This is a genomic window from Paraburkholderia sp. 32 (assembly GCF_050435345.1).
Classification (GTDB): domain Bacteria; phylum Pseudomonadota; class Gammaproteobacteria; order Burkholderiales; family Burkholderiaceae; genus Paraburkholderia; species Paraburkholderia tuberum.
Genome location: NZ_JBNDKD010000003.1, coordinates 2,888,915 through 2,908,111 on the forward strand (window position 1 = coordinate 2,888,915; position 19,197 = coordinate 2,908,111).

General features: G+C 64.4%; 18 protein-coding genes. 9 read left to right on the forward strand and 9 right to left on the reverse strand.

Features of this window, described 5'->3' with window-relative positions:
• Both murU and OKW26_RS36205 read right to left on the reverse strand, forming a co-directional pair.
• Positions 1-714: an N-acetylmuramate alpha-1-phosphate uridylyltransferase MurU gene (gene murU / locus OKW26_RS36200; RefSeq protein ID WP_429356590.1), complete on the reverse strand. Its 714-nt coding sequence runs from the start codon at positions 712-714 to the stop codon at positions 1-3.
• A gap of 3 nt (positions 715-717) precedes the next feature.
• On the reverse strand, positions 718-1,797 hold the full coding sequence (locus OKW26_RS36205; protein ID WP_429356591.1) for an aminoglycoside phosphotransferase family protein: 1,080 nt from the start codon (positions 1,795-1,797) through the stop codon (positions 718-720).
• A 224-nt stretch (positions 1,798-2,021) separates the two neighbouring features.
• On the opposite strand from OKW26_RS36205, the gene OKW26_RS36210 reads away from it, so the two are divergent.
• The 4 genes from OKW26_RS36210 to rsmA all read left to right on the forward strand — a co-directional run bounded on the left by OKW26_RS36210 (position 2,022) and on the right by rsmA (position 7,799).
• Entirely contained in the window at positions 2,022-4,394 is a 2,373-nt protein-coding gene (locus tag OKW26_RS36210) for an LPS-assembly protein LptD (RefSeq protein WP_184055165.1), read from the forward strand.
• Positions 4,395-4,459: 65 nt separating this feature from the next.
• On the forward strand, positions 4,460-5,824 hold the full coding sequence (locus tag OKW26_RS36215; RefSeq protein WP_429356592.1) for a peptidylprolyl isomerase: 1,365 nt from the start codon (positions 4,460-4,462) through the stop codon (positions 5,822-5,824).
• A gap of 13 nt (positions 5,825-5,837) precedes the next feature.
• Entirely contained in the window at positions 5,838-6,848 is a 1,011-nt protein-coding gene (gene pdxA / locus OKW26_RS36220; protein WP_184062372.1) for a 4-hydroxythreonine-4-phosphate dehydrogenase PdxA, read from the forward strand.
• A gap of 108 nt (positions 6,849-6,956) precedes the next feature.
• Positions 6,957-7,799 (forward strand): 16S rRNA (adenine(1518)-N(6)/adenine(1519)-N(6))-dimethyltransferase RsmA, encoded by an 843-nt coding sequence (rsmA, locus tag OKW26_RS36225; protein WP_184034614.1) that lies wholly within the window; start codon positions 6,957-6,959, stop codon positions 7,797-7,799.
• A 42-nt stretch (positions 7,800-7,841) separates the two neighbouring features.
• Here the strand turns inward: rsmA and OKW26_RS36230 are convergent, their stop codons facing one another.
• Both OKW26_RS36230 and gloA read right to left on the reverse strand, forming a co-directional pair.
• Positions 7,842-8,789 (reverse strand): DMT family transporter, encoded by a 948-nt coding sequence (locus OKW26_RS36230; RefSeq protein ID WP_429356593.1) that lies wholly within the window; start codon positions 8,787-8,789, stop codon positions 7,842-7,844.
• Between the two features lie 219 nt (positions 8,790-9,008).
• A complete protein-coding gene (gloA, locus tag OKW26_RS36235) occupies positions 9,009-9,404 on the reverse strand; it encodes a lactoylglutathione lyase (RefSeq protein WP_184034604.1) in 396 nt (131 codons plus the stop codon).
• A 351-nt stretch (positions 9,405-9,755) separates the two neighbouring features.
• Here gloA and OKW26_RS36240 point away from each other — a divergent pair, with 351 nt between their 5' ends.
• From OKW26_RS36240 to OKW26_RS36260, 5 genes are all read left to right on the forward strand, one after another.
• Positions 9,756-10,592: a transporter substrate-binding domain-containing protein gene (locus OKW26_RS36240; RefSeq protein WP_184062367.1), complete on the forward strand. Its 837-nt coding sequence runs from the start codon at positions 9,756-9,758 to the stop codon at positions 10,590-10,592.
• A 51-nt stretch (positions 10,593-10,643) separates the two neighbouring features.
• The gene (locus OKW26_RS36245; RefSeq protein ID WP_090803038.1) at positions 10,644-11,360 is read left to right on the forward strand and encodes an amino acid ABC transporter permease; all 717 of its coding nucleotides are present in this window, start codon (positions 10,644-10,646) and stop codon (positions 11,358-11,360) included.
• Between the two features lie 21 nt (positions 11,361-11,381).
• Positions 11,382-12,026 (forward strand): amino acid ABC transporter permease, encoded by a 645-nt coding sequence (locus OKW26_RS36250; RefSeq protein WP_429356594.1) that lies wholly within the window; start codon positions 11,382-11,384, stop codon positions 12,024-12,026.
• Positions 12,023-12,775, forward strand: coding sequence for an amino acid ABC transporter ATP-binding protein (locus OKW26_RS36255; RefSeq protein WP_311548379.1), 753 nt, complete (start codon positions 12,023-12,025; stop codon positions 12,773-12,775). The genes OKW26_RS36250 and OKW26_RS36255 overlap by 4 nt, the downstream gene beginning before the upstream one ends.
• Before the next feature lie 100 nt (positions 12,776-12,875).
• Positions 12,876-13,625 carry an IclR family transcriptional regulator gene (locus tag OKW26_RS36260; protein WP_184067183.1) on the forward strand — a complete coding sequence of 250 codons (750 nt, stop codon included), beginning with the start codon at positions 12,876-12,878 and terminating at the stop codon, positions 13,623-13,625.
• A gap of 9 nt (positions 13,626-13,634) precedes the next feature.
• Here the strand turns inward: OKW26_RS36260 and OKW26_RS36265 are convergent, their stop codons facing one another.
• The 5 genes from OKW26_RS36265 to glyQ are packed head-to-tail and all read right to left on the reverse strand — an operon-like array spanning position 13,635 to position 19,062.
• Positions 13,635-14,528 (reverse strand): M48 family metallopeptidase, encoded by an 894-nt coding sequence (locus OKW26_RS36265; protein ID WP_090805591.1) that lies wholly within the window; start codon positions 14,526-14,528, stop codon positions 13,635-13,637.
• A gap of 48 nt (positions 14,529-14,576) precedes the next feature.
• Positions 14,577-15,335, reverse strand: coding sequence for a lysophospholipid acyltransferase family protein (locus OKW26_RS36270; RefSeq protein WP_090803045.1), 759 nt, complete (start codon positions 15,333-15,335; stop codon positions 14,577-14,579).
• 39 nt (positions 15,336-15,374) lie between these two features.
• Positions 15,375-15,929 (reverse strand): D-glycero-beta-D-manno-heptose 1,7-bisphosphate 7-phosphatase, encoded by a 555-nt coding sequence (gene gmhB, locus OKW26_RS36275; protein ID WP_429356595.1) that lies wholly within the window; start codon positions 15,927-15,929, stop codon positions 15,375-15,377.
• A 10-nt stretch (positions 15,930-15,939) separates the two neighbouring features.
• A complete protein-coding gene (gene glyS / locus OKW26_RS36280; RefSeq protein WP_429356596.1) occupies positions 15,940-18,039 on the reverse strand; it encodes a glycine--tRNA ligase subunit beta in 2,100 nt (699 codons plus the stop codon).
• A 15-nt stretch (positions 18,040-18,054) separates the two neighbouring features.
• Positions 18,055-19,062, reverse strand: coding sequence for a glycine--tRNA ligase subunit alpha (gene glyQ / locus OKW26_RS36285; protein WP_008921090.1), 1,008 nt, complete (start codon positions 19,060-19,062; stop codon positions 18,055-18,057).
• Positions 19,063-19,197: the final 135 nt, after the last annotated feature.

Genomic DNA, 19,197 nt, shown 5'->3' on the forward strand with positions numbered 1-19,197 from the left:
TCAGCGCGCGCGCAGCAGCCGATCGAGCGTTTCCAGCTGCGCCTGGGTGCCGATGTTCTCCCACGAGCCTTCGTACAGCTCGCCGCTCGCGAGCCCACGCGCGATGGTCGCGCGGTAATACGGGCTCAGCGCGCGCCGCGTGCCGCGCGGCAGATCGCGGAACATGCGCGTGTCGTACAGACCGAAACTGCCGAACGTGAGGCGCGGCTGCGCGTCGAGCGACAGCACGCCGTCGACGAGACCAAAGTCGCCGTTCGGGTGAAACGCCGGGTTCGGCACCATCACCAGATGCATGCCGGGCTCGGGCAGCGCCTTCAGCCGGCCGGCGTGCGCGTGCAGCGCGGCGTAGTCGTAATCGGTGTACACGTCTCCGGCCACCGCGACGAACAACTGATCCGCGCCCTCGTCGGTCAGTAGCGGCAGCGCCTGCGCGATGCCGCCCGCGGTCTCCAGCGCCTCGTGCTCGGGCGAGTAGCGCAGCTCGACCTGCCAGCGCGAACCGTCGCCGAGCGCGGCTTCGAGCTGCGCGCCGAGCCACGCATGATTGATCACGATGCTACGGATGCCGGCCCGCGCGAGCCGTTCGATCTGCCATACGATCAGCGGCTTGCCGCCCACTTCGAGCAGGGGCTTCGGGCACGCGTCGGTCAACGGACGCATGCGCTCGCCGCGGCCCGCGGCGAAAATCATCGCTTTCTTTACGGACATCGTCATCGGTCAGAAGGTGTAGCCGATTTCCTGCGCGCGGCCGTCGAGGTCGTCGAGCAGTTTCGCGAACCCGCGCAGCGGCGCGTAACGCTCCGCCACCTTGCGTGCATAGCCGATGAAGCGCGGCAGGTCGTTCATGTAATGCGCCTTGCCGTCGCGGTAGTTGATGCGGCAGAACAGGCCGAGCACCTTGATGTGCCGCTGCAGCCCCATCCATTCGAGCTGGCGGTAGAACTCGCCGAAATCGGCATCGACCGGCAGGCCGGCTTTTTTGGCGCGCTCCCAGTAGTACGCGAAGCAGTCGAGCTCGAACTCCTCGTCCCAGCTGAGGAACGCGTCGCGCAGCAGCGACACGACGTCGTACGTGATCGGCCCGTACACCGCGTCCTGGAAGTCGAGCACGCCTGGGTTCGCTGGGTTGGGCGCCGAGGCGATCATCAGATTGCGCGGCATGAAATCGCGCAGCATGAAGCTTTGCGGCTGCGCGCGCGCGCTCGCGATCAGCAGCGCGAACGTGCGATCGAGCAGCGCGCGCGTAGCGGCATCGACCTCGCGGCCAAGGTGCCGGCCGATGAACCACTCGGGCATCAACTCCATCTCGCGGTGAAGGAACGCTTCGTCGAACGGCGGCAGCACGTCTTCGCGCGAGCTGAGCTGCCAGCGGATCAGCGCGTCGAGCGCGTCGCGCATCAGCGCGCGAGCCGCGCGCGTGTCGCCCGCGGCCTGCGCGTCGGTCAGCGCGCCCAGATACGACGCGGTGCCGAGATCGGTGACGAGCATGAAGCCCGCGTCGAAGTCGACCTCGAGCACGCGCGGCACGTGCACGCCGGCGGCGGCGAGCAATTGCGCGATCTGTGCGAATTCGCGGCATTTTTCGGGCGGCGGCGCGTCGACGGCGATCAGCGTGGCCGCGCCGTTGCCTTGCGCCGCCTTACCGGCGAGCCGGAAATAACGGCGGAAACTGGCGTCGGACGAGGCCGGAACGAGGGTGTCGGGCTCGAGCGCATGGCGCGCCGCGTGGCCTTGCAGCCAGGCCTTGAGCAGGGAGAGACGGGTGTCGGTGAAATCTTGGGTGGAAGGCAGCGTCATGAAAAGCGGCGGCAAATTCTTGGGGACAACGTCTTGCCATATAATACCCCACGACTTTTTTGACGCGACTCACACGCCAGCTTTCGCGTGCTCCGTTTCACCGCCCGCCTTATCACTCGGCAAATTGGGAATCCAGACGTGCAGCCGACTTTAACGGTCGCGGTGTGCAGGCGGTGGATCGTGACGACGGAAGCTTGCGCAGGGGTCGACTCGCCAAACGATACATGCCGCCCAGACAGCTTTCCGATACCACTCCTTCCTGTGCAGTAGTGCCGCGCAAAAGGCGGCTCGTCGCGGCGCTGATCGCCGTACCGGGCCTGATGCCCGCGCTTGCGCACGCCCAGCTGGTGGGGGAAGCTGCGCAACCGCAGGCGGTCTACCCGCCGTGGGGCATGCAGCTTGCGCCGCAGCTCGAGGATCATCCGTTGCAAACGGGCCAGCGGCCGGCCACCTTCGTGCTCGGCGACCACGCGAGCGGCACGATCGACCAGGATCTGGCCGCCAAGGGCTCGGCGGAAGTGCGGCACAACACGTCCGTGATCAAGGCCGACGCCCTGCACTACGATCAGGACACGGACATGGCCGATGCGTACGGCAATGTCCACGTGATCAATACCGGCAATACCTTCATCGGACCCGAAGCGCATCTGCGCGTCGATTCGACCGAAGGCTTCATGACCGCGCCGAAGTACCACTTCACGCTGACGGGCGGCTCGGGCAGCGCGCAGCGCGTCGACCTGCTCGACGCGGAGCGCTCCGTGTTCACGAAGGGCACCTACACGGCCTGCGCGTGCACGGACAATCCGGCCTGGTACATCAAGGGCAGCGAGTTCGATTTCGACACCGGCGCGGACGAAGGCGTCGCCTACAACAGCGTGCTGTTCTTCCAGGGCGTGCCGGTGTTCGCGTCGCCGTGGCTGTCGTTCCCGCTGTCGGGCGATCGGCGCAGCGGCCTGTTGCCGCCCACGTTCTCGCTGAGCTCGACGAACGGTTTCGAGCTGTCGGTGCCGTATTACTTCAACATCGCGCCGAATCGCGATCTGACGGTCACGCCGCGTCTGATCTCGAAGCGCGGTGTGCAGTTGCAGAGCACGTTCCGCTATCTGTCGCCGACGTATTCCGGGTCGATCACCGGTGAATTTCTGCCCGACGATCGCCTGACGAAGACCAACCGCTACGCGCTGTACATCCAGCACAACCAGAATTTCGGTAACGGCTTCGGCGGCTACATCTATTACAACAAGGTTTCGGACAACACCTATCCGGAAGACCTGTCGTCGTCGGTCAACCAGTTCATGAACGGCACCCAGCTCCTGTATCAGCAGGAAGCCGGGTTGACCTACAACAACGGACCGTGGTCCGTGCTCGCGCGCGAGCAGCACTGGCAGACGCTGGAGCCGTCGGTCGCGCCGTACGGCCGCCAGCCGCAGTTGAACGTCAAGTACGCGAAGTACAACATCGGCGGCTTCGATTTCGGCGCCGAAGCCGACTACACGAACTTCCGCATCACCACCGCGGATCTGAGCGAAGGCCAGCGGGTGCTGTTCAACCCGTACCTGTCGTATTCGGTGGTGGGGCCGGGCTACTTCGTCACGCCGAAGGTGCAGTGGCACTTTGCGTCGTACAACCTGAACAACATCGGCACCGATCTGGCGAACGTGCCGGGGGCGCAGAAGAATTTCACCGAGTCGATTCCGACCTTCACGTTCGACACGGGACTGACGTTCGAGCGCTCGGTGCGCATTTTCGGCGCGGACTATATCCAGACGCTGGAGCCGCGCCTGTACTACGTGTACACGCCGTACCGCAATCAGAACAACGCGCCGCTGTTCGATACCGCCGAATCCGACTTCGGTCTCGCGGAAATCTTCACGCCGAATACGTTCGTCGGTAACGACCGGATCGCCGACGCGAACCGCCTGACCGCCGGTCTCACCACGCGCTTCATCAACCCGTCCACCGGCGACGAGCGCGCGCGCTTCGTGATCGCGCAGCAGTATTACTTCCGGGATCAGCGCGTTACGCTGACGCCGACCCAGACCAGTACCCAGGCCACGCACTCGGATCTGATCGCGGGCGCGTCGATCAAGCTGGGCGCGGGTTTCGCTTCGGAAACGGCGTTCCAATATAATGCGGACAATAACCAGCTCACGAAGACGAGTGTCGGCTTCGGGTTCAGTCCGGCGAGCGGCAAGGTCATCAACGTCGCGTACCGCTACACGCGCGCCAACACCACGCTCGACAACCAGCCGATCAATCAGGTGCTGATTTCGGGCCAATGGCCGCTGACGCACCGGATGTACGGTGTCGGCCGGTTCAACTACGACCTGGGTGGCCACCGTATCGTCGACGGCCTGGTCGGCCTGCAATACGACGCGGACTGCTGGACGCTCGGCGCCGGCATCCAGCGCTACGCGAACGGCCTGAACTCGTCGGGACAGAATCAGTCGAGCACACGGTTTCTGGCGCAGTTGACGTTCAAGGGCTTGTCGAGCGTCGACAACGGGCTGATGACCGCGTTCCGCAGCAGTGTGGCCGGCTACATGCCGTTGCCGCCACCGCCACCGCCGGAGTCGCGGTTCACCAACTACGAATGACGGTCGCCCGGTCATTCACGGCTTGCGAAAAGACGGGCGAAGCGCCCGACATCATTGGAGTATCTGTGGCAATCATGAAACAGCTTCGCTTGGCAATACTGGCGGCGGGTCTCGTCGCCGCGGCGTCCTTCGTTCCAGTCGCGTCGGTACAGGCGCAGGCATTGGGCGGCAATAGCGGCCAGACGGTGGACACCATCGCCGCAGTGGTCAACAACGGTGTCATCACGCAGCGCGAGCTCGACGAGCGGGTCGGTCTGATCGCGCACCGGCTGAACCAGCAGAACGCTCCGGTGCCGCCGACGGACCAGTTGCGCCAGCAGGTGCTCACGCAGATGGTGCTCGAGCGCATCCAGCTGCAGAAGGCCAAGGAAGACGGCATCACCATCGACGACGCGGCCGTGCAGCGCACGCTCGAGCGTCTCGCGCAGGCGAACAACATGTCGCTCGCCATGTACCGCGCACGCATCGAGGCGCAAGGCGTGCCCTGGACCACTTTCACGAGCGACGCGCGCACGGAGCTGACGCTGTCGCGTCTGCGCGAGAAGGAAGTGGACAGCAAGATCACGGTGACGGACGCCGAGGTCGCGAACTATATCGCCAGCCAGCGCGGCCCGGGCGCCGGCCAGACGAACGACCTGCACGTCCAGCACATTTTCGTGAAGGCGCCGCTCAACGCCTCGGAGACCGACATCGAGGCGGCGCAGAAGAAGGCCGAGGGTTTGCTCGCCGAAGCGAAGGGCGGCGCGGATTTCGAAAAGCTCGCGAAAGCCAATTCACAGGCGCCGGACGCGTCGAAGAACGGCGGCGATCTCGGCTTCCTCGCGCCGTCGAAGCTGCCGCCCGAGTTCGTGAAGGCCGCGTCGGCACTGCGTCCGGGTGAGATCGATCCGGATCTGATCCGCACCAACGACGGCTTCGAGATCGTGCGTCTGGTCGAGCGCCGTGCCGGCCAGGGCACCAGCGCGGACGCGCCGAAGCTCGTGCAGACGCACGTGCGCCATATTCTGCTGCGCGTCGGCGACGGTCAGTCCGAACCGCAGGCACGCCAGAAGCTCCTCGACATCCGCAACCAGATCGCCGCCGGCGGCGACTTCGCGAAGTTCGCGCGCACCTACTCGCAGGACGGCTCGGCGTCGCAAGGCGGTGACCTCGGCTGGGTCAGCCCGGGCGAGACGGTGCCCGAGTTCGAGCGCGCAATGAACTCGCTGCAGGACGGTCAGATCAGCGAGCCGGTGCGCAGCGAATACGGCTACCACCTGATTCAGGTGCTCGGCCGCCGCGACGCGCAAGGCTCGATTGCGCAGCAGATGGATCTCGCGCGTCAGGCCATCGGCCAGCGCAAGGCGGAACAGGCGTATGCCGACTGGCTGCGCGAGCTGCGCGATACCGCGTACGTCGAAGTGAAGCCGGCCACGGCGAACGTGCAATAACAGAGTCAATGCGATGACGAGCGCTGCCCAGCCCACCCACCGCCCGCTGCAGATCGCGATCACGACCGGCGAGCCCGCCGGCGTCGGTCCCGAGCTGACCGCGCAGGCGCTGGCCGGCGCGGCGGCGCACTGGCCTCAGGCGCAGTTCACCGTGCTCGGTGACGCGCAATTGCTCGCTGAGCGCGCGCGCGCGGTCGGCGTCGATTGGGCGGCGCTGCTCGCGCCAGGCCCGCGCGTGCGGCTCGAACATCACTCGCTTGGCGCACCAGCGCAGGCAGGCAAGCTCGACGCCGCGAACGGCCGCTATGTGCTCGATCTGCTCGATGCGGCGATCGACGGCGCGGTGGCCGGCAGGTTCGACGCGATCGTCACCGCGCCGCTGCAAAAAAGCACGATCAACGACGCCGGTGTGCCGTTTACCGGCCACACCGAATATCTGGCCGAGCGCACCCATACGCCGCGCGTCGTGATGATGCTCGCGGGCACCGGCAAGCGGCCGCTGCGCGTCGCGCTTGCGACCACGCATCTGCCGTTGAAGGACGTGTCGGCGGCTTTGACGATCGAAAGCCTCGTTGCAACGCTGCGCATCATCGATCACGACCTGCGTCACCACTTCGGCTTGCCCGCGCCGCGTATCCTCGTGACGGGGCTCAATCCGCACGCGGGCGAAAACGGCTATCTGGGCCGCGAGGAAATCGACGTGATCACGCCGGCGTTGCGGCAGGTGAACGGCGAGGGCGTCGACGCGCGCGGTCCGTATCCGGCCGACACGCTGTTCCAGCCGCGTTATCTCGACGAAGCCGACTGCGTGCTCGCGATGTTCCACGACCAGGGCCTGCCGGTGCTGAAATTCGCGACGTTCGGCGAAGGGATCAACGTGACGCTCGGCCTGCCGATCATCCGCACGTCGGTCGATCATGGCACCGCGCTCGATCTGGCCGGCACCGGCCGCGCCGACGCGGGTAGCCTGATGGCCGCCGTCGACACGGCGGTGTCGATGGCGCAGCATCGTCGCGCGGGCTGAGGCGCGGGTAGCGTGGGCGGTCGCGGTGCTCGTGACGCGCCGCGTGGCGTCGTGTTTCCACCGTGACGTCTTTCATTCTCAAGCAGTTTTCTTTCTAGCGTTTCTCCGATGTCCACCAGCAGACAGCAAGGCCGGCACCAGGGCCATCTCGCGCGCAAGCGTTTCGGTCAGAACTTCCTGGTCGACATGGGCGTGATCGATTCGATCGTCGACGTGATCCGGCCGCAGCGCGGCGAGCGCATGGTCGAGATCGGGCCGGGCCTCGGCGCCCTGACCGAGCCGCTGATCGAGCGGCTCGCGACGCCCGAGACGCCGCTGCATGCGGTCGAACTCGACCGCGATCTGATCGGCCGTCTGAAGACGAAGTTCGGCAACCTGCTCGAACTGCACGCGGGCGACGCGCTCGAATTCGACTTCGGCTCGCTCGCGGCACCGGGCGACAAGGCGTCGCTGCGCATCGTCGGCAATCTGCCGTACAACATTTCGAGCCCGCTGCTGTTTCATCTGGCGACGTTCGCGGAGCGCGTGATCGATCAGCACTTCATGCTGCAGAACGAGGTGGTCGAGCGGATGGTGGCGGAGCCGGGCACGAAGGCGTTCAGTCGCCTGTCGGTGATGCTGCAGTACCGCTACGTGATCGACAAGCAACTCGATGTGCCGCCCGAGTCGTTCCAGCCGCCGCCGAAGGTCGATTCGGCGATCGTGCGGATGATTCCGTACGAGCGGCACGAACTGCCGGTGGTCGACGAAAGCGTGCTCGGCGGGGTGGTGACGGCGGCGTTTTCGCAGCGTCGCAAGATGTTGCGCAACACGCTTGCCGCGCTGCGCGACACCGTCGATTTCGACGCGCTCGGCTTCGATCTGCAACGCCGCGCGGAGGACGTGCCGGTCGCCGAATACGTGAGTGTGGCGCAGGCGGTGGCGGCGCGCTCGGCCGCTGCGCCGGAATAGACTCGTCGCTCGACGGCGGCAGGGCGCCGCCGTCGAGCCCGCTTACCGTTTCGCCGGCGCGTTGACGAGCGCGATGCCGGTCAGCACCAGCAGCGCGGCGATCAGAAAGCGCGCGCTGAACGACTCGCCGAGCAGCAGCACGCCGAAGGTGACGCCGAACAGCGGCGTCAGAAACGAAAACACCGACAGCCTTGACGCGATGTAACGCGTCAACAGCCAGAACCACAACAGATAGCTGACGAACGCGACGATCACGGCTTGATACGCGAGGCTCGCGAGCGCGAGCGGCGTCACGCTTTCCACGCGCACCTCGCCGAGCCCCAGCGCCAGCGCGAGCAGCACCACCGCCGACACAGTCAGCTGATAGAACAGCGTCTTGCTCGCGCTCGTCCGCGCGAGCCGCGAGCCGCGCACGATCACCGTGGTCGCGGCCCACGCGATGCCGCCGAGCACGCCGAGCGCATCGCCGGCCGCGCCCGCGAGCGTCGAGCCGTGGACCGCGCTTGCAGCCGTGCCCGCGTCTGTGTGCAGGAAGCCGTCCGCGAACGCGAGCGCCATCCCCGCGAACGCGACGACAATGCCGAGCCACTGGATGCGCCGCATGCGTTCGCCATCGACGAACCAGTGCAGGCCGAGTGCCGTGAAACACGGCGCCGTGTACAGAAAGACCGCCATGCGCGACGCGCTCGTCAGCGTCAGGCCGAGAAAGATGCAGACGAACTCGGCCGCGAACAGCACGCCCGCGAGCAGGCCCGCGCCGAGCGTGCCGTCATCGCGAAAGAGCGGCGTGCCGCGCGAGCGTGCCCATGCCCACACGAGCAGCGCCGCGATCGTCGAGCGCAGCCCCGCCTGAAAGACCGGCGGCACCGCCGCATTGGTGGTCTTGATCGCGACTTGCTGCAGCCCCCAGATTGCGCACAGGCCGATCATCAACAGGATCGCGAAGCTATCCGGGGCGCGGCGCGCGGGCAGGGCGGTGGTCGTGCTCATGGCGGTGTGGTGAAGAGGTGGAGAGTGCACGGCGAGCCGGTCGGTCCGGTGCGCGGCGAAAACGCCGAGCGTCAGTCGTCGGCGTTTTTTGATGGCGTCGGCACGAGGCAAGATTGCCGGGCGAATTCGCCCGGCGTCAATTCGCCGGGTGCAACGTGAAGCCGGGCTGTGTTTTCATCGTTCTGGCTGACAGCGCGACTCGTGCTCGCCACCGGACGTTCAGTCGACTCGCCCCTTCTTCTGTATCAGCTCGATCTTGTACCCGTCCGGATCGGCGACGAAGGCGATGACAGTCGTGCCGTGTTTCATGGGCCCAGCTTCGCGTGTAACGACACCGCCGCGTTTCTTCACTTCTTCGCATGCCGCATAGGCGTCGTCGACTTCGAGGGCGATGTGACCATAGCCGGTTCCGAGGTCGTACTTGCTCGTGTCCCAGTTGTATGTCAGTTCGATCGCCGCGCCTTCGGATTCGTCCTCGTAACCGACGAATGCGAGGGTGAACTTCCCGTCCGGGTAGTCGTGCTTTCGAAGCAGGCGCATTCCTAGAACTTCGGTGTAGAACCGGATCGATGCGTCCAGATCACCGACTCGAAGCATGGTATGCAAGATTCGCATGAGGACTCCTTTGATAGTTTGTCGATAAATGCGTCGACCTGCGGCAATTGTAAATGATTGCCGTATAGCTTGAGCCCGAAGCCGCGCCGCCCGCCCGGCGCACCGCGGACTCGATGCGCATCGTGGAATTCGATCGGATCTATTTGAACAAAAAAGTATGGGCAATAAGGGTTTGTGTGCGGTTGCCGGTTTGATATTAGTGTCCAACACTCAGCATCAATCCGGTTTGTCAGATAGTAGTCTGATATATCGGACAATCGATGCGTGACCCGGCGATTCGTTGAGCGTGCAGACAGGCGCTGAAGCCGATTCGTCCGCTCCGGACCACTCTTCTCCGCTTAGGACCCTGCCATGAAGCTTGCCAAACGAGGCGCCCACGCCGCCTTTCTGTTCGCTGTTGCTGGATTGCTCGCCATCACCGGCTGCACCAAGGTTGCCACGCCAGGGCAGAGCGCAGCGGCATCCCCCTCGACGCTTCAGGCCGTGCTGCAGCGAGGCACGCTGCGCGTCGGCGACTGCCTGACGTTCGCGCCGTTCGGGTTCTATAACAAGGACGGCCAACCAGACGGCTATGACGTGGACCTCGCGAAGGAACTCGCGAAGCAGATGGGCGTGAAGCTCGAGGTCGTGAATACGACGAGCGCGAACCGGATTCCGAATCTGCAGACCAGCAAAGTGGATGTCGTGTTCTGCAACTTCACGCGTAATCTGGAGCGCGCGAAGGTAATCGAATTCACGACCCCCTACGTGGTTGCCAGCGAAGCACTGCTGGTCAGAAAAAATAGCGGCGTTCAGTCGATCAAGGACATGGGCGGTCGCACGATTGCGACGGTCAAGGGCTCGACCAATGGCGACGAAGTGCGCTCGCTGAATATCCCGATCAAGATCCAGGAATACGACAGCTCGCAGGCCGCGATTCTTGCCGTCAAGCAGGGGCAGGCCGACGCGATGATCGAGGACAACAACTTTCTTGCGTATCAGGCCAAGCTCGATCCTGAACTTGCCGTCACGAACGAAGCGCTGGTCCCGCTCGAATACAACGCGTTCGGTGTCAAGGCCGGCGATCAGGAATGGCTCAACTACCTGAATCTGTTCCTCTTCAACGTCAATGCGTCGAAGCTCAACGCGCAGCTCTACAACAAGTGGTTCGGCACCGATCCGCGCTACCCGCTCAATCCGCAGTTTTGAGGAGCGGGAGATGCCGATATCTATTGAAACCCGAACGATGCGGAGGGTGAGATGAGTTACGAGTGGCTCACTCTGTGGGGCTACGTGCCCGAGTTTTTAAGCGCGAGCTGGCTGACGTTGCAAGTGACCGTGCTGGCATTCGTACTGGCGCTAGTCCTCGGCTTGTTGACCGCGCTTGCCAGCGTTTCTGCGCTCGCGCCATTTCGGTTGATTGCTCGCGGCTACGTTGAAATCATCCGCAACACGCCTGTTCTCCTGCAGATTTTCATCGTTTTCTTCGGTCTGCCGTCGGCGGGTATTTCGCTCGACGCATACTGGGCGGGCGTCATTGCGCTCGGCGTCAACGTCGGTGCTTATCTATCGGAAGTGTTCCGCGCCGGCATACAGTCGGTGCCGCGCGGCCAACTCGAGGCCGCCGGCATTCTCGGTCTCGAACGCGCGCAGATCTTCGTCGAGGTCGTGCTACCGCAGGCGACGCGCGCGGTCTATCCGGCCATCGTCAACTACCTGATCCAGTTGCTGCTCGGTACGTCGCTGCTGTCCGCCATTGCGTTGCCGGAGTTGACCGGCACTGCGACCGTGATCAACTCGCGGACGCTTCTCTATCTTCAGACGTTCAGCGTGACGCTCGTCGCGTATCTCGTGCTCAGTAACGTACTGTCCTGGCTTGCGGGCCAGCTCGGAGCGCGGATCTTTCATCCTCCCCTCGTCATGCCGGCGCGCACCGGTTTCGGGACCGGCTTTATGCGCCGGACGAAACGGGCCTGATTCCCGGATTGGAGTTGGATCATGTCAGTCGAATTGCTGAAAACCAGTTTCTCCATCCTGCTGCAGGGTCTGGTGACGACGCTGTTGCTTTCCATTGCGTCCATCGTGGGCAGCACGCTGATCGGCCTGTTCGCCGCGGTCTTGCGGTCGTTCGGACCGTGGGGCACAGCCCGCCTTGCCAGACTCTATACGGAGCTGTTTCGCGGCACGCCGGTACTCATCACGCTGATGTTCATCTATTTCGGCGTGTCGTACTTCGGTTACGCGATCGACGTCTTCGCAGCGGGCGTCATCGGCTTGAGCATCTATCAGGGCGCCTACATCGCCGAAATCTTCCGCTCAGGAATCGAGGCGGTACCCAAAGGTCAATGGGAGGTATCTCAGATCCTCGGCCTCACGCGGGCTCAGTCGTTCTCGTTCGTCGTGCTGCCTCAGACGGGAAAGATCGTGTTGCCGCCTCTCGTCGGTCAGTATCTGTCGCTCATCAAGGACACGTCGATCGTCAGCATGATCGGAATGTCCGAGTTGATGCATGGTGGCCAGGCCATCGTCGACCGGGTCGGAAAGCCCGTGGAAATCTACGGACTCGTCGCCCTCATTTACTTCGCCGTGTGCTTCCCGCTCTCGCAATGGGTGCGCCACCATGACCGCAGGAGATTGTCGTGAGTAACCAAAGCCAAACCAGACCCATCATTTCACTGACAGGCGTCAGCAAAGCATTCGGTTCGACTCGGGTGTTGAACGAAATCAATCTCGAGGTTCGCTCGGGCGAGGTGCTGGTGCTCATTGGCGCGTCCGGCTCGGGTAAGAGCACGGTCTTGCGAATCATGGCGGGATTGGAGACCACCGATTCCGGCGAGGTCTGGGTCAACGATGTGCCCATGCATGATCCGCGCCGAGCGCGAGAGATTCGTGGCCATGTCGGCATGGTCTTCCAGCAGTTCAATCTGTTTCCTCACAAGACCGCGCTCGGCAATGTCACGCTCGCGCTTATCAAGGCACGCCGCATGAGTCCGGACGACGCGCGCAAGCGCGCCATGGACACACTCGACCGTGTCGGGCTCGCGGACCGCGCGGCACACTATCCAAGCCAGTTGTCGGGCGGTCAGCAGCAACGCGTGGCGATTGCGCGAGCGCTCGCGGTCGAGCCCGGCATCATGTTCTTCGACGAGGCGACGTCCGCGCTGGATCCGGAGCTGGTCGGCGAGGTCACCGAGGTGATGCGTGGGCTCGCGCGCGACGGCATGACGATGGTCGTCGTCACGCATGAAATGGGCTTTGCCCGCAAGACCGCCGACCGCGTGGTCTTCATGGACAAGGGCGTCATCGCCGAGCAGGGCGATCCGGAACAGATCTTCGTCAATCCCGCGAACGAACGCACGCGGCAATTTCTGCACAGAGTTCTCGACCATTGACCTGTCGCGGCCTGAGAGTCGCTTTCGCGGGTCTGCCGCGCGATAAACTCACGTCGCTTGAAAGACAACCGGTCGGATGAACGCTTTACGGAGTGAACGCATGGCTGTAACCGAATCGTCTCGGGCGAGAGGCGTGGATCGCGTCATCGCGATGTTCCGGCAATTGCACGTCGCCCAACGCCCGCTGACCATGCGCGAATTAATCGAGGCGACCGGCGCGCCGCGTTCGAGCATTTACGAGCTGGTCGCGATTCTCGCGGAAGTGGGCTGGCTCGAGACGGCCGCGGATGGGAGCGTGTTCTTCGGGCGCGAGATGCACTACTACGGGTCCGACTATGCAACGCACAACGATCTGATTAGCCGCGCGCATCAATCCATTCTGGCATTGGTACGGAAGTACGACGAGACCACGCAGCTGTGCATGCTGGAAGGCAACAAGTACACGGTCGTGTTATCCGAGAACAGTGCCCGGCCCTTCAACATCAGTTCGGACATCGGCGTGAGAGTGCCGATTCCGTGGACCGCCACGGGACGTCTGCTGCTAGGTCACCTGAATGCCGACGAGATTCGCGCGCTCATTCCGGCCGAAGATTTCATTCTCGACAACGGGGTGAATATCGAGTTCGACGAATTCCTGAACGACGTGCAGGCCGCAAAAGAACGAGGCTACTGCTGCACCGAAGGACTCTCGAATGCGTTCAGGCTTTGTATGGCAGCGCCGATTCGCGACCGTGCGGGACTGCCGATTGCGGCGCTGTGTTTCATGACCGGCCGCGACACGAGCCCGGACAGGCGCGGCGTGATGCTCGACGATCTGTTGCAGTCCGCGAAAGCGCTCTCGCATAGATAGCGCCCGGCCTCAAAGCGTCGGCAACAGCTCCGGCGGATGCGACTTCAGTGTCTGCCGCGCCTCGCGGAACTCCGGAAAAATCGATTCGACCGTCTGCCAGAAGCGCGGACTGTGATTCATCTCGCGCAGATGCGACAGCTCGTGCGCGACGACGTAGTCGATGATCGACAGCGGAAAGTGGATGAGCCGCCAGTTCAGGCGGATTTTGCCGTCGCTCGAACAACTGCCCCAGCGCGTCGCCGCCGAAGACAAGGCATACGCGCGATAGTTGACGCCCAGCTTCTGCGCGTAGATCGCCAGACGCTCGCCGAACAGCCGCTTCGCTTCTCCTTGCAGCCAGCCCTGCACGCGATCCTTGATCTGCTGCGGGTCGGCTTGCAACGGCAGCGGCAATTGCAGCGCGCCGTGCTCGGCGCTGAACGCGAGCATGCCTTGCGGCGCGCCGAGCGTCACGCGCACCGGCTGACCGAGGTAGGGCACTTCGGCGCCGTCTTGCCAGTCGATCTTCGGCAATGCACGCTGCTCGACGCGCGTTTGCCATTCGATCAGCTTCGTAAAAATCCAACGCTGTTTTTCGGTGATCGCGGTTTCGATATCGGCGAGCGTGACCCAGCGCGGCGCGGTGATCGTGAGGCCGGTGCTGTCGATCGCAAAGCCGATCGAGCGGCGCGCGGAACGCTTGAGCGCGTAATGCAGCGTGCGTGAACCGATGGCGAGACTGCGCAGCTTGCTGCCGTCCGGCGCGAGCGGCGCGACGGGCGGCCGGGCCGGTGCTGAGCCCAATGAACCCGGCGCGGAAGGTGAGGGAGACGACGACGTCGACCCCGGCTCGGCGAAGAGCGGGAGATCGAGCTGCCGGTTTTCGAGCGCCGCGGCGGGCTGCGGCGTAGGAGACTTCTGCATCGGCTTCGCTTCGCGCAATACGCCTTCGGAGTTCGAGGGCGTGGCGCGTCAGATGGGCGCGGCGGCGGAATCGTTAGCCGCCGCGCTGTAGGCAGTCGGATCGATGCGGCGCATCTCGGCTTCGATCCACTGCTCGACGCGCGTGTTCACTTCGTCGGGCGTGAGCCCCGTCGTGTCGATCGGCTTGCCAATCGACACCGTGACTATACCCGGATATTTAAGAAACGAGTTGCGCGGCCACACGCGGCCCGCGTTGTGCGCGATCGGCACGACGGGGGCACCGCTCGCGATCGCGAAGCGCGCGCCGCCGGTCTTGTACTTGCCCTGCTTGCCGGTCGGCGTACGCGTGCCTTCCGGAAACATGATGACCCATGCGCCTTCGGCCATGCGGGCCTTGCCCTGGTTCGTGACCGATACGAACGCGTATTTGCCTTCCTTGCGGTTGATGTGAACCATCTTCAGCATGCCGAGCGCCCAGCCGAAGAACGGCACATACAAGAGCTCGCGCTTGAACACGTAGCACAGCGGGCGCGGCATGATCGCCGGAAACGCGAGCGTTTCCCACGCCGACTGATGCTTCGACAGCAGCACGGCCGGGCCGTTGGGCAGATTCTCGAAACCTTCGATGCGGTAGCGGATGCCGTTCAGGTAGCGCACCGTCCACAGCGTCAGACGACACCAGCCGGCCGCCATCCAGTAGCGGTTTTCCGCGCGCAGGAACGGAAACGCGATGAAGCACGCGGTCGCGTACGGCACCGTGAACACAACGAAATAAATCAGCAGCAGCAGGGAACGGATAAAGCGCATCGGCGTGGTCGGTGGGGGGTGGGAGCGCGGTGCGCGCGTTTATTCCTGAGCGTCGGCGAGAAAGTCGAGCGCGAACGCGCGCAGGTCGTCGTGCACGATCGTGCCTTCGGGCAAGCCGCCCGCGGCGAGGGTCTTGCGGCCCTTGCCGGTCAGCACCAGATGCACCGGGTGACCGAGCGCAGCGCCCGCCTGCAGATCGCGCAGAGAATCGCCGACCGTCGGCGTATGCGCCGGATCGACCTCGAATCGCTCGGTGATCATCTTCAGCATGCCGGGCTTCGGCTTGCGGCATTCGCAGTGATCTTCCGCCGTGTGCGGGCAGAAGAACACCGCTTCGATGCGCGCGCCGACCGCTGCCGCCATCCGGTGCATCTTCAGATGCATCGCGTTCAACGCATCCATGTCGAACAGACCGCGGCCGATGCCCGACTGGTTCGTCGCGACTGCGACGCGATAGCCGGCCTGGTTCAGGCGTGCGATCGCTTCCAGCGAGCCGGGCAGCGCGACCCATTCGTCCGGCGACTTGATGAACGCGTCGGAGTCGACGTTGATCACACCGTCGCGGTCGAGGATCACCACTTTCTTGATCGGCATGGCGCGGTGCTCAGGCGGCGAGTCGGGAAATATCGGCGACGCAGTTCATCTGCTGATGCAGCGCGCCGAGCAGAGCCAGACGGTTCGCGCGCAACGCGGGGTCTTCGGCGTTGACCATCACGTCGTTGAAGAACGTGTCCACCGGTTCGCGCAGCGCGGCCAGCGCCGTCAGCGCGCCGGTGTAGTCGCGCACGGCCAGTTGCGATTGCACGCGCGGCGTGACCTGTTCGAGCTGCGCGTTGAGCGCCTTCTCCGCTGCCTCGGTGAGCAAGCTGGGCTGCACGCCGCCATTCGTCACGCCTTCCGACTTCTTCAGGATGTTCGAGATACGCTTGTTGGCCGCCGCGAGCGACGCCGCTTCGGCGAGCGACGCGAACTCGCGCACCGCGTCGAGGCGCGCGACGAGGTCGTCGAGCCGCGTCGGGTTCAGCGCGAGCACCGCGTCGATTTCGCTGGCCGCGTAGCCGCGTTCGCGCAGCAGGCCGCGCAGGCGGTCCATGCTGAATTCGTAGATCGCGTCGGTCGAATCGGCAACGCTCGGCACACCGGCGAATTGCGCATAAGCGATGCGCAGCAGCTCGACGAAGTCGACGTTCAGCTGCTTCTCGACCAGAATGCGCAACACGCCGAGCGCATGACGGCGCAGCGCGAACGGGTCTTTCTCGCCGGTGGGCTGCAGGCCGATGCCCCAGATGCCGACCAGCGTTTCGAGCTTGTCGGCGAGCGCGACGACGGTGCCGGTCGCAGTGGTGGGCAAGGCGTCGCCCGAGAAGCGCGGCTGGTAGTGTTCCGAGCATGCGAGCGCGACTTCTTCCGGCTCGCCGTCGTGGCGCGCGTAGTACGTGCCCATCGTGCCTTGCAGCTCGGGGAATTCGCCGACCATGTCGGTGATCAGGTCGGCTTTCGCGAGGCGCGCGGCGCGCGTCGCGAGCGCGACGTTGGCGCCGGTCAGTGCGGCGATCGCGCCGGCCAACCCTTCGAGCCGCTCCACGCGTTGCAGCGCCGAGCCGAGCTTGTTGTGATAAACGACGTTCGCGAGCAGTGGCACGCGATCCGCGAGCGGCTTCTTCTTGTCTTGCGTGAAGAAGAACTTCGCATCGGCGAGACGCGGACGCACCACGCGCTCATTGCCTTCGACGATCTCGACCGGCGTCGCCGTCTCGATGTTCGACACGATCAGGAAGCGCGAGCGCAGCTTGCCGTTCGCATCGGTCAGCGCGAAGTACTTCTGGTTCGTCTGCATCGTCAGGATCAGGCATTCCTGCGGCACTTGCAGGAATTCGTCCTCGAAGCGGCACTCATAGACGACCGGCCATTCGACCAGCGACGTCACTTCGTCGAGCAGCGCTTCGGGCATCACGACCTTGTCGTCACCGGCTTGCGCGAGCAGTTGCGAGCGGATCGCTGCCTTGCGCTTCGCGAAGCTCGCGATCACGCGGCCTCTGTGTTCGAGCGTTTCGGCATACGACTGCGCATGCTGGATCTGCACGAAGCCTTCGGACAGGAAGCGGTGGCCGAGCGTGGTGTCGTCGGCGTCGATGCCGAGCACGCTGACCGGCACGATTTCCTCGCCGTGCAGCGCGGTCAGACGATGCACGGGGCGCACGAACTTCACGCTCGAACCGTCGGGGCGCTGATACGTCATCGGATTCGGAATCGGCAGCTTCGCGAGCGTTTCGTCGAGCGCGCCCTGCAGGCCGTCGGCGAGCGTCGCGCCCGGCGCCGCGTAGCGCAGGAAGAACGCTTCGGCTTTACCGTCCTGGGCGCGTTCGAGGTCGTTCACCGTGAAGTCGGGGAAGCCGAGTGCGGCGAGTTTCTTCGCGAGCGGCGCGGTGGGCTGGCCATCTTTATCGAGCGCGACGGAAACCGGCAGCACTTTTTCGCGCACGTGTTTTTCCGGCGCGAGCGCGCGCACTTTGTGAATCGTCACCGCGAGACGACGCGGCGTGGCAAAGCGTTCGAACGACGGCTCGCCTTCGATCAGGTCGCGCGCCGCGAGGCGCTGCGCAATGCCTTCGGCGAAGGCGTCGCCGAGACGGGCGAGCGCCTTCGGCGGCAGTTCTTCGGTCAGCAGCTCGACGAGCAGGGTAGCGTGTTGAGATTGAGTCATTGGTTGAAGTTCTCGTCAGTCCTGGTCGATCTTGCGTTCGACTTTCAGCGGCGGCGCCCACGCGGGCATCGCGGCTTCCTGCTCGTCGGTGGTGAGGCCGGGCACGCCGTGCACCGGATTGCCGAGCATCGGGAAGCCGAGCTTTTCGCGCGAGTCGTAGTAGGCCTGCGCGACCAGACGCGACAGCGCGCGAATCCGGCCGATGTACGCCGCGCGTTCCGTGACCGAAATCGCGCCGCGCGCGTCGAGCAGGTTGAACGTGTGGCCGGCCTTCAGCACGAGCTCATAGGCGGGCAGCGCGATCTGTGCATCGATCATGCGCTTCGCTTCCGCTTCGTAGCTGTTGAAGAACGTGAACAGCAGATCGACGTTCGCGTGCTCGAAGTTGTAGGTGGACTGCTCGACCTCGTTCTGGTGATACACGTCGCCGTAGGTCAGGCGGCGCAGTTCGGGGCCGTTCGGGCCTTGTTCTTCCCACTCGGTCCAGACGAGGTCGTAGACGTTCTCGACCTTCTGCAGATACATCGCGAGGCGCTCGAGTCCGTAGGTGATTTCGCCGAGCACCGGCTTGCAGTCTAGACCGCCGACCTGCTGGAAGTACGTGAACTGCGTCACTTCCATGCCGTTCAGCCACACTTCCCAGCCCAGCCCCCATGCGCCGAGCGTCGGGTTTTCCCAGTCGTCCTCGACGAAACGCACGTCGTTCTGCTTCAGGTCGAAGCCGAGCGCTTCGAGCGAGCCGAGGTACAGGTCGAGAATGTTTTCCGGCGCGGGCTTGAGCACCACCTGATACTGGTAGTAGTGCTGCAGACGGTTCGGGTTCTCGCCGTAGCGGCCATCTTTCGGGCGGCGCGACGGCTGCACGTAGGCGGCGCGCCACGGCTCGGGGCCGATCGCGCGCAGGAACGTATGGACGTGGGACGTGCCCGCGCCGACTTCCATGTCGATCGGCTGGAGCAACGCGCAGCCCTGCTTGTCCCAGTAGGACTGCAAGGTCAGGATGATTTGCTGAAACGTGAGCATGAAGTGCCTTTCGGGCATGGGGCCATGCCGCGCGCGCCGAAGCGCGCGAGGGGGTCGTGGAGCGAAGTGCTAAACCCGAGATTTTAACGGAAAGGAAGGGGGGCGGCCCGTTTTGCGGGGTCGGACGGGCCGCGA

Bases quoted from the DNA above. Each gene is read 5' to 3' on its own strand.
- OKW26_RS36260 (WP_184067183.1), top strand. From the start codon at position 12,876: ATGGCTGTAACCGAATCGTCTCGGGCGAGAGGCGTGGATCGCGTCATC.
- OKW26_RS36210 (WP_184055165.1), top strand. From the start codon at position 2,022: ATGCCGCCCAGACAGCTTTCCGATACCACTCCTTCCTGTGCAGTAGTG.
- gmhB (WP_429356595.1), bottom strand. From the start codon at position 15,929: ATGCCGATCAAGAAAGTGGTGATCCTCGACCGCGACGGTGTGATCAAC.
- murU (WP_429356590.1), bottom strand. From the start codon at position 714: ATGACGATGTCCGTAAAGAAAGCGATGATTTTCGCCGCGGGCCGCGGC.
- pdxA (WP_184062372.1), top strand. From the start codon at position 5,838: ATGACGAGCGCTGCCCAGCCCACCCACCGCCCGCTGCAGATCGCGATC.
- glyQ (WP_008921090.1), bottom strand. From the start codon at position 19,062: ATGCTCACGTTTCAGCAAATCATCCTGACCTTGCAGTCCTACTGGGAC.
- OKW26_RS36250 (WP_429356594.1), top strand. From the start codon at position 11,382: ATGTCAGTCGAATTGCTGAAAACCAGTTTCTCCATCCTGCTGCAGGGT.
- gloA (WP_184034604.1), bottom strand. From the start codon at position 9,404: ATGCGAATCTTGCATACCATGCTTCGAGTCGGTGATCTGGACGCATCG.
- OKW26_RS36240 (WP_184062367.1), top strand. From the start codon at position 9,756: ATGAAGCTTGCCAAACGAGGCGCCCACGCCGCCTTTCTGTTCGCTGTT.
- OKW26_RS36230 (WP_429356593.1), bottom strand. From the start codon at position 8,789: ATGAGCACGACCACCGCCCTGCCCGCGCGCCGCGCCCCGGATAGCTTC.
- OKW26_RS36270 (WP_090803045.1), bottom strand. From the start codon at position 15,335: ATGCGCTTTATCCGTTCCCTGCTGCTGCTGATTTATTTCGTTGTGTTC.
- OKW26_RS36245 (WP_090803038.1), top strand. From the start codon at position 10,644: ATGAGTTACGAGTGGCTCACTCTGTGGGGCTACGTGCCCGAGTTTTTA.
- rsmA (WP_184034614.1), top strand. From the start codon at position 6,957: ATGTCCACCAGCAGACAGCAAGGCCGGCACCAGGGCCATCTCGCGCGC.
- OKW26_RS36205 (WP_429356591.1), bottom strand. From the start codon at position 1,797: ATGACGCTGCCTTCCACCCAAGATTTCACCGACACCCGTCTCTCCCTG.
- glyS (WP_429356596.1), bottom strand. From the start codon at position 18,039: ATGACTCAATCTCAACACGCTACCCTGCTCGTCGAGCTGCTGACCGAA.
- OKW26_RS36265 (WP_090805591.1), bottom strand. From the start codon at position 14,528: ATGCAGAAGTCTCCTACGCCGCAGCCCGCCGCGGCGCTCGAAAACCGG.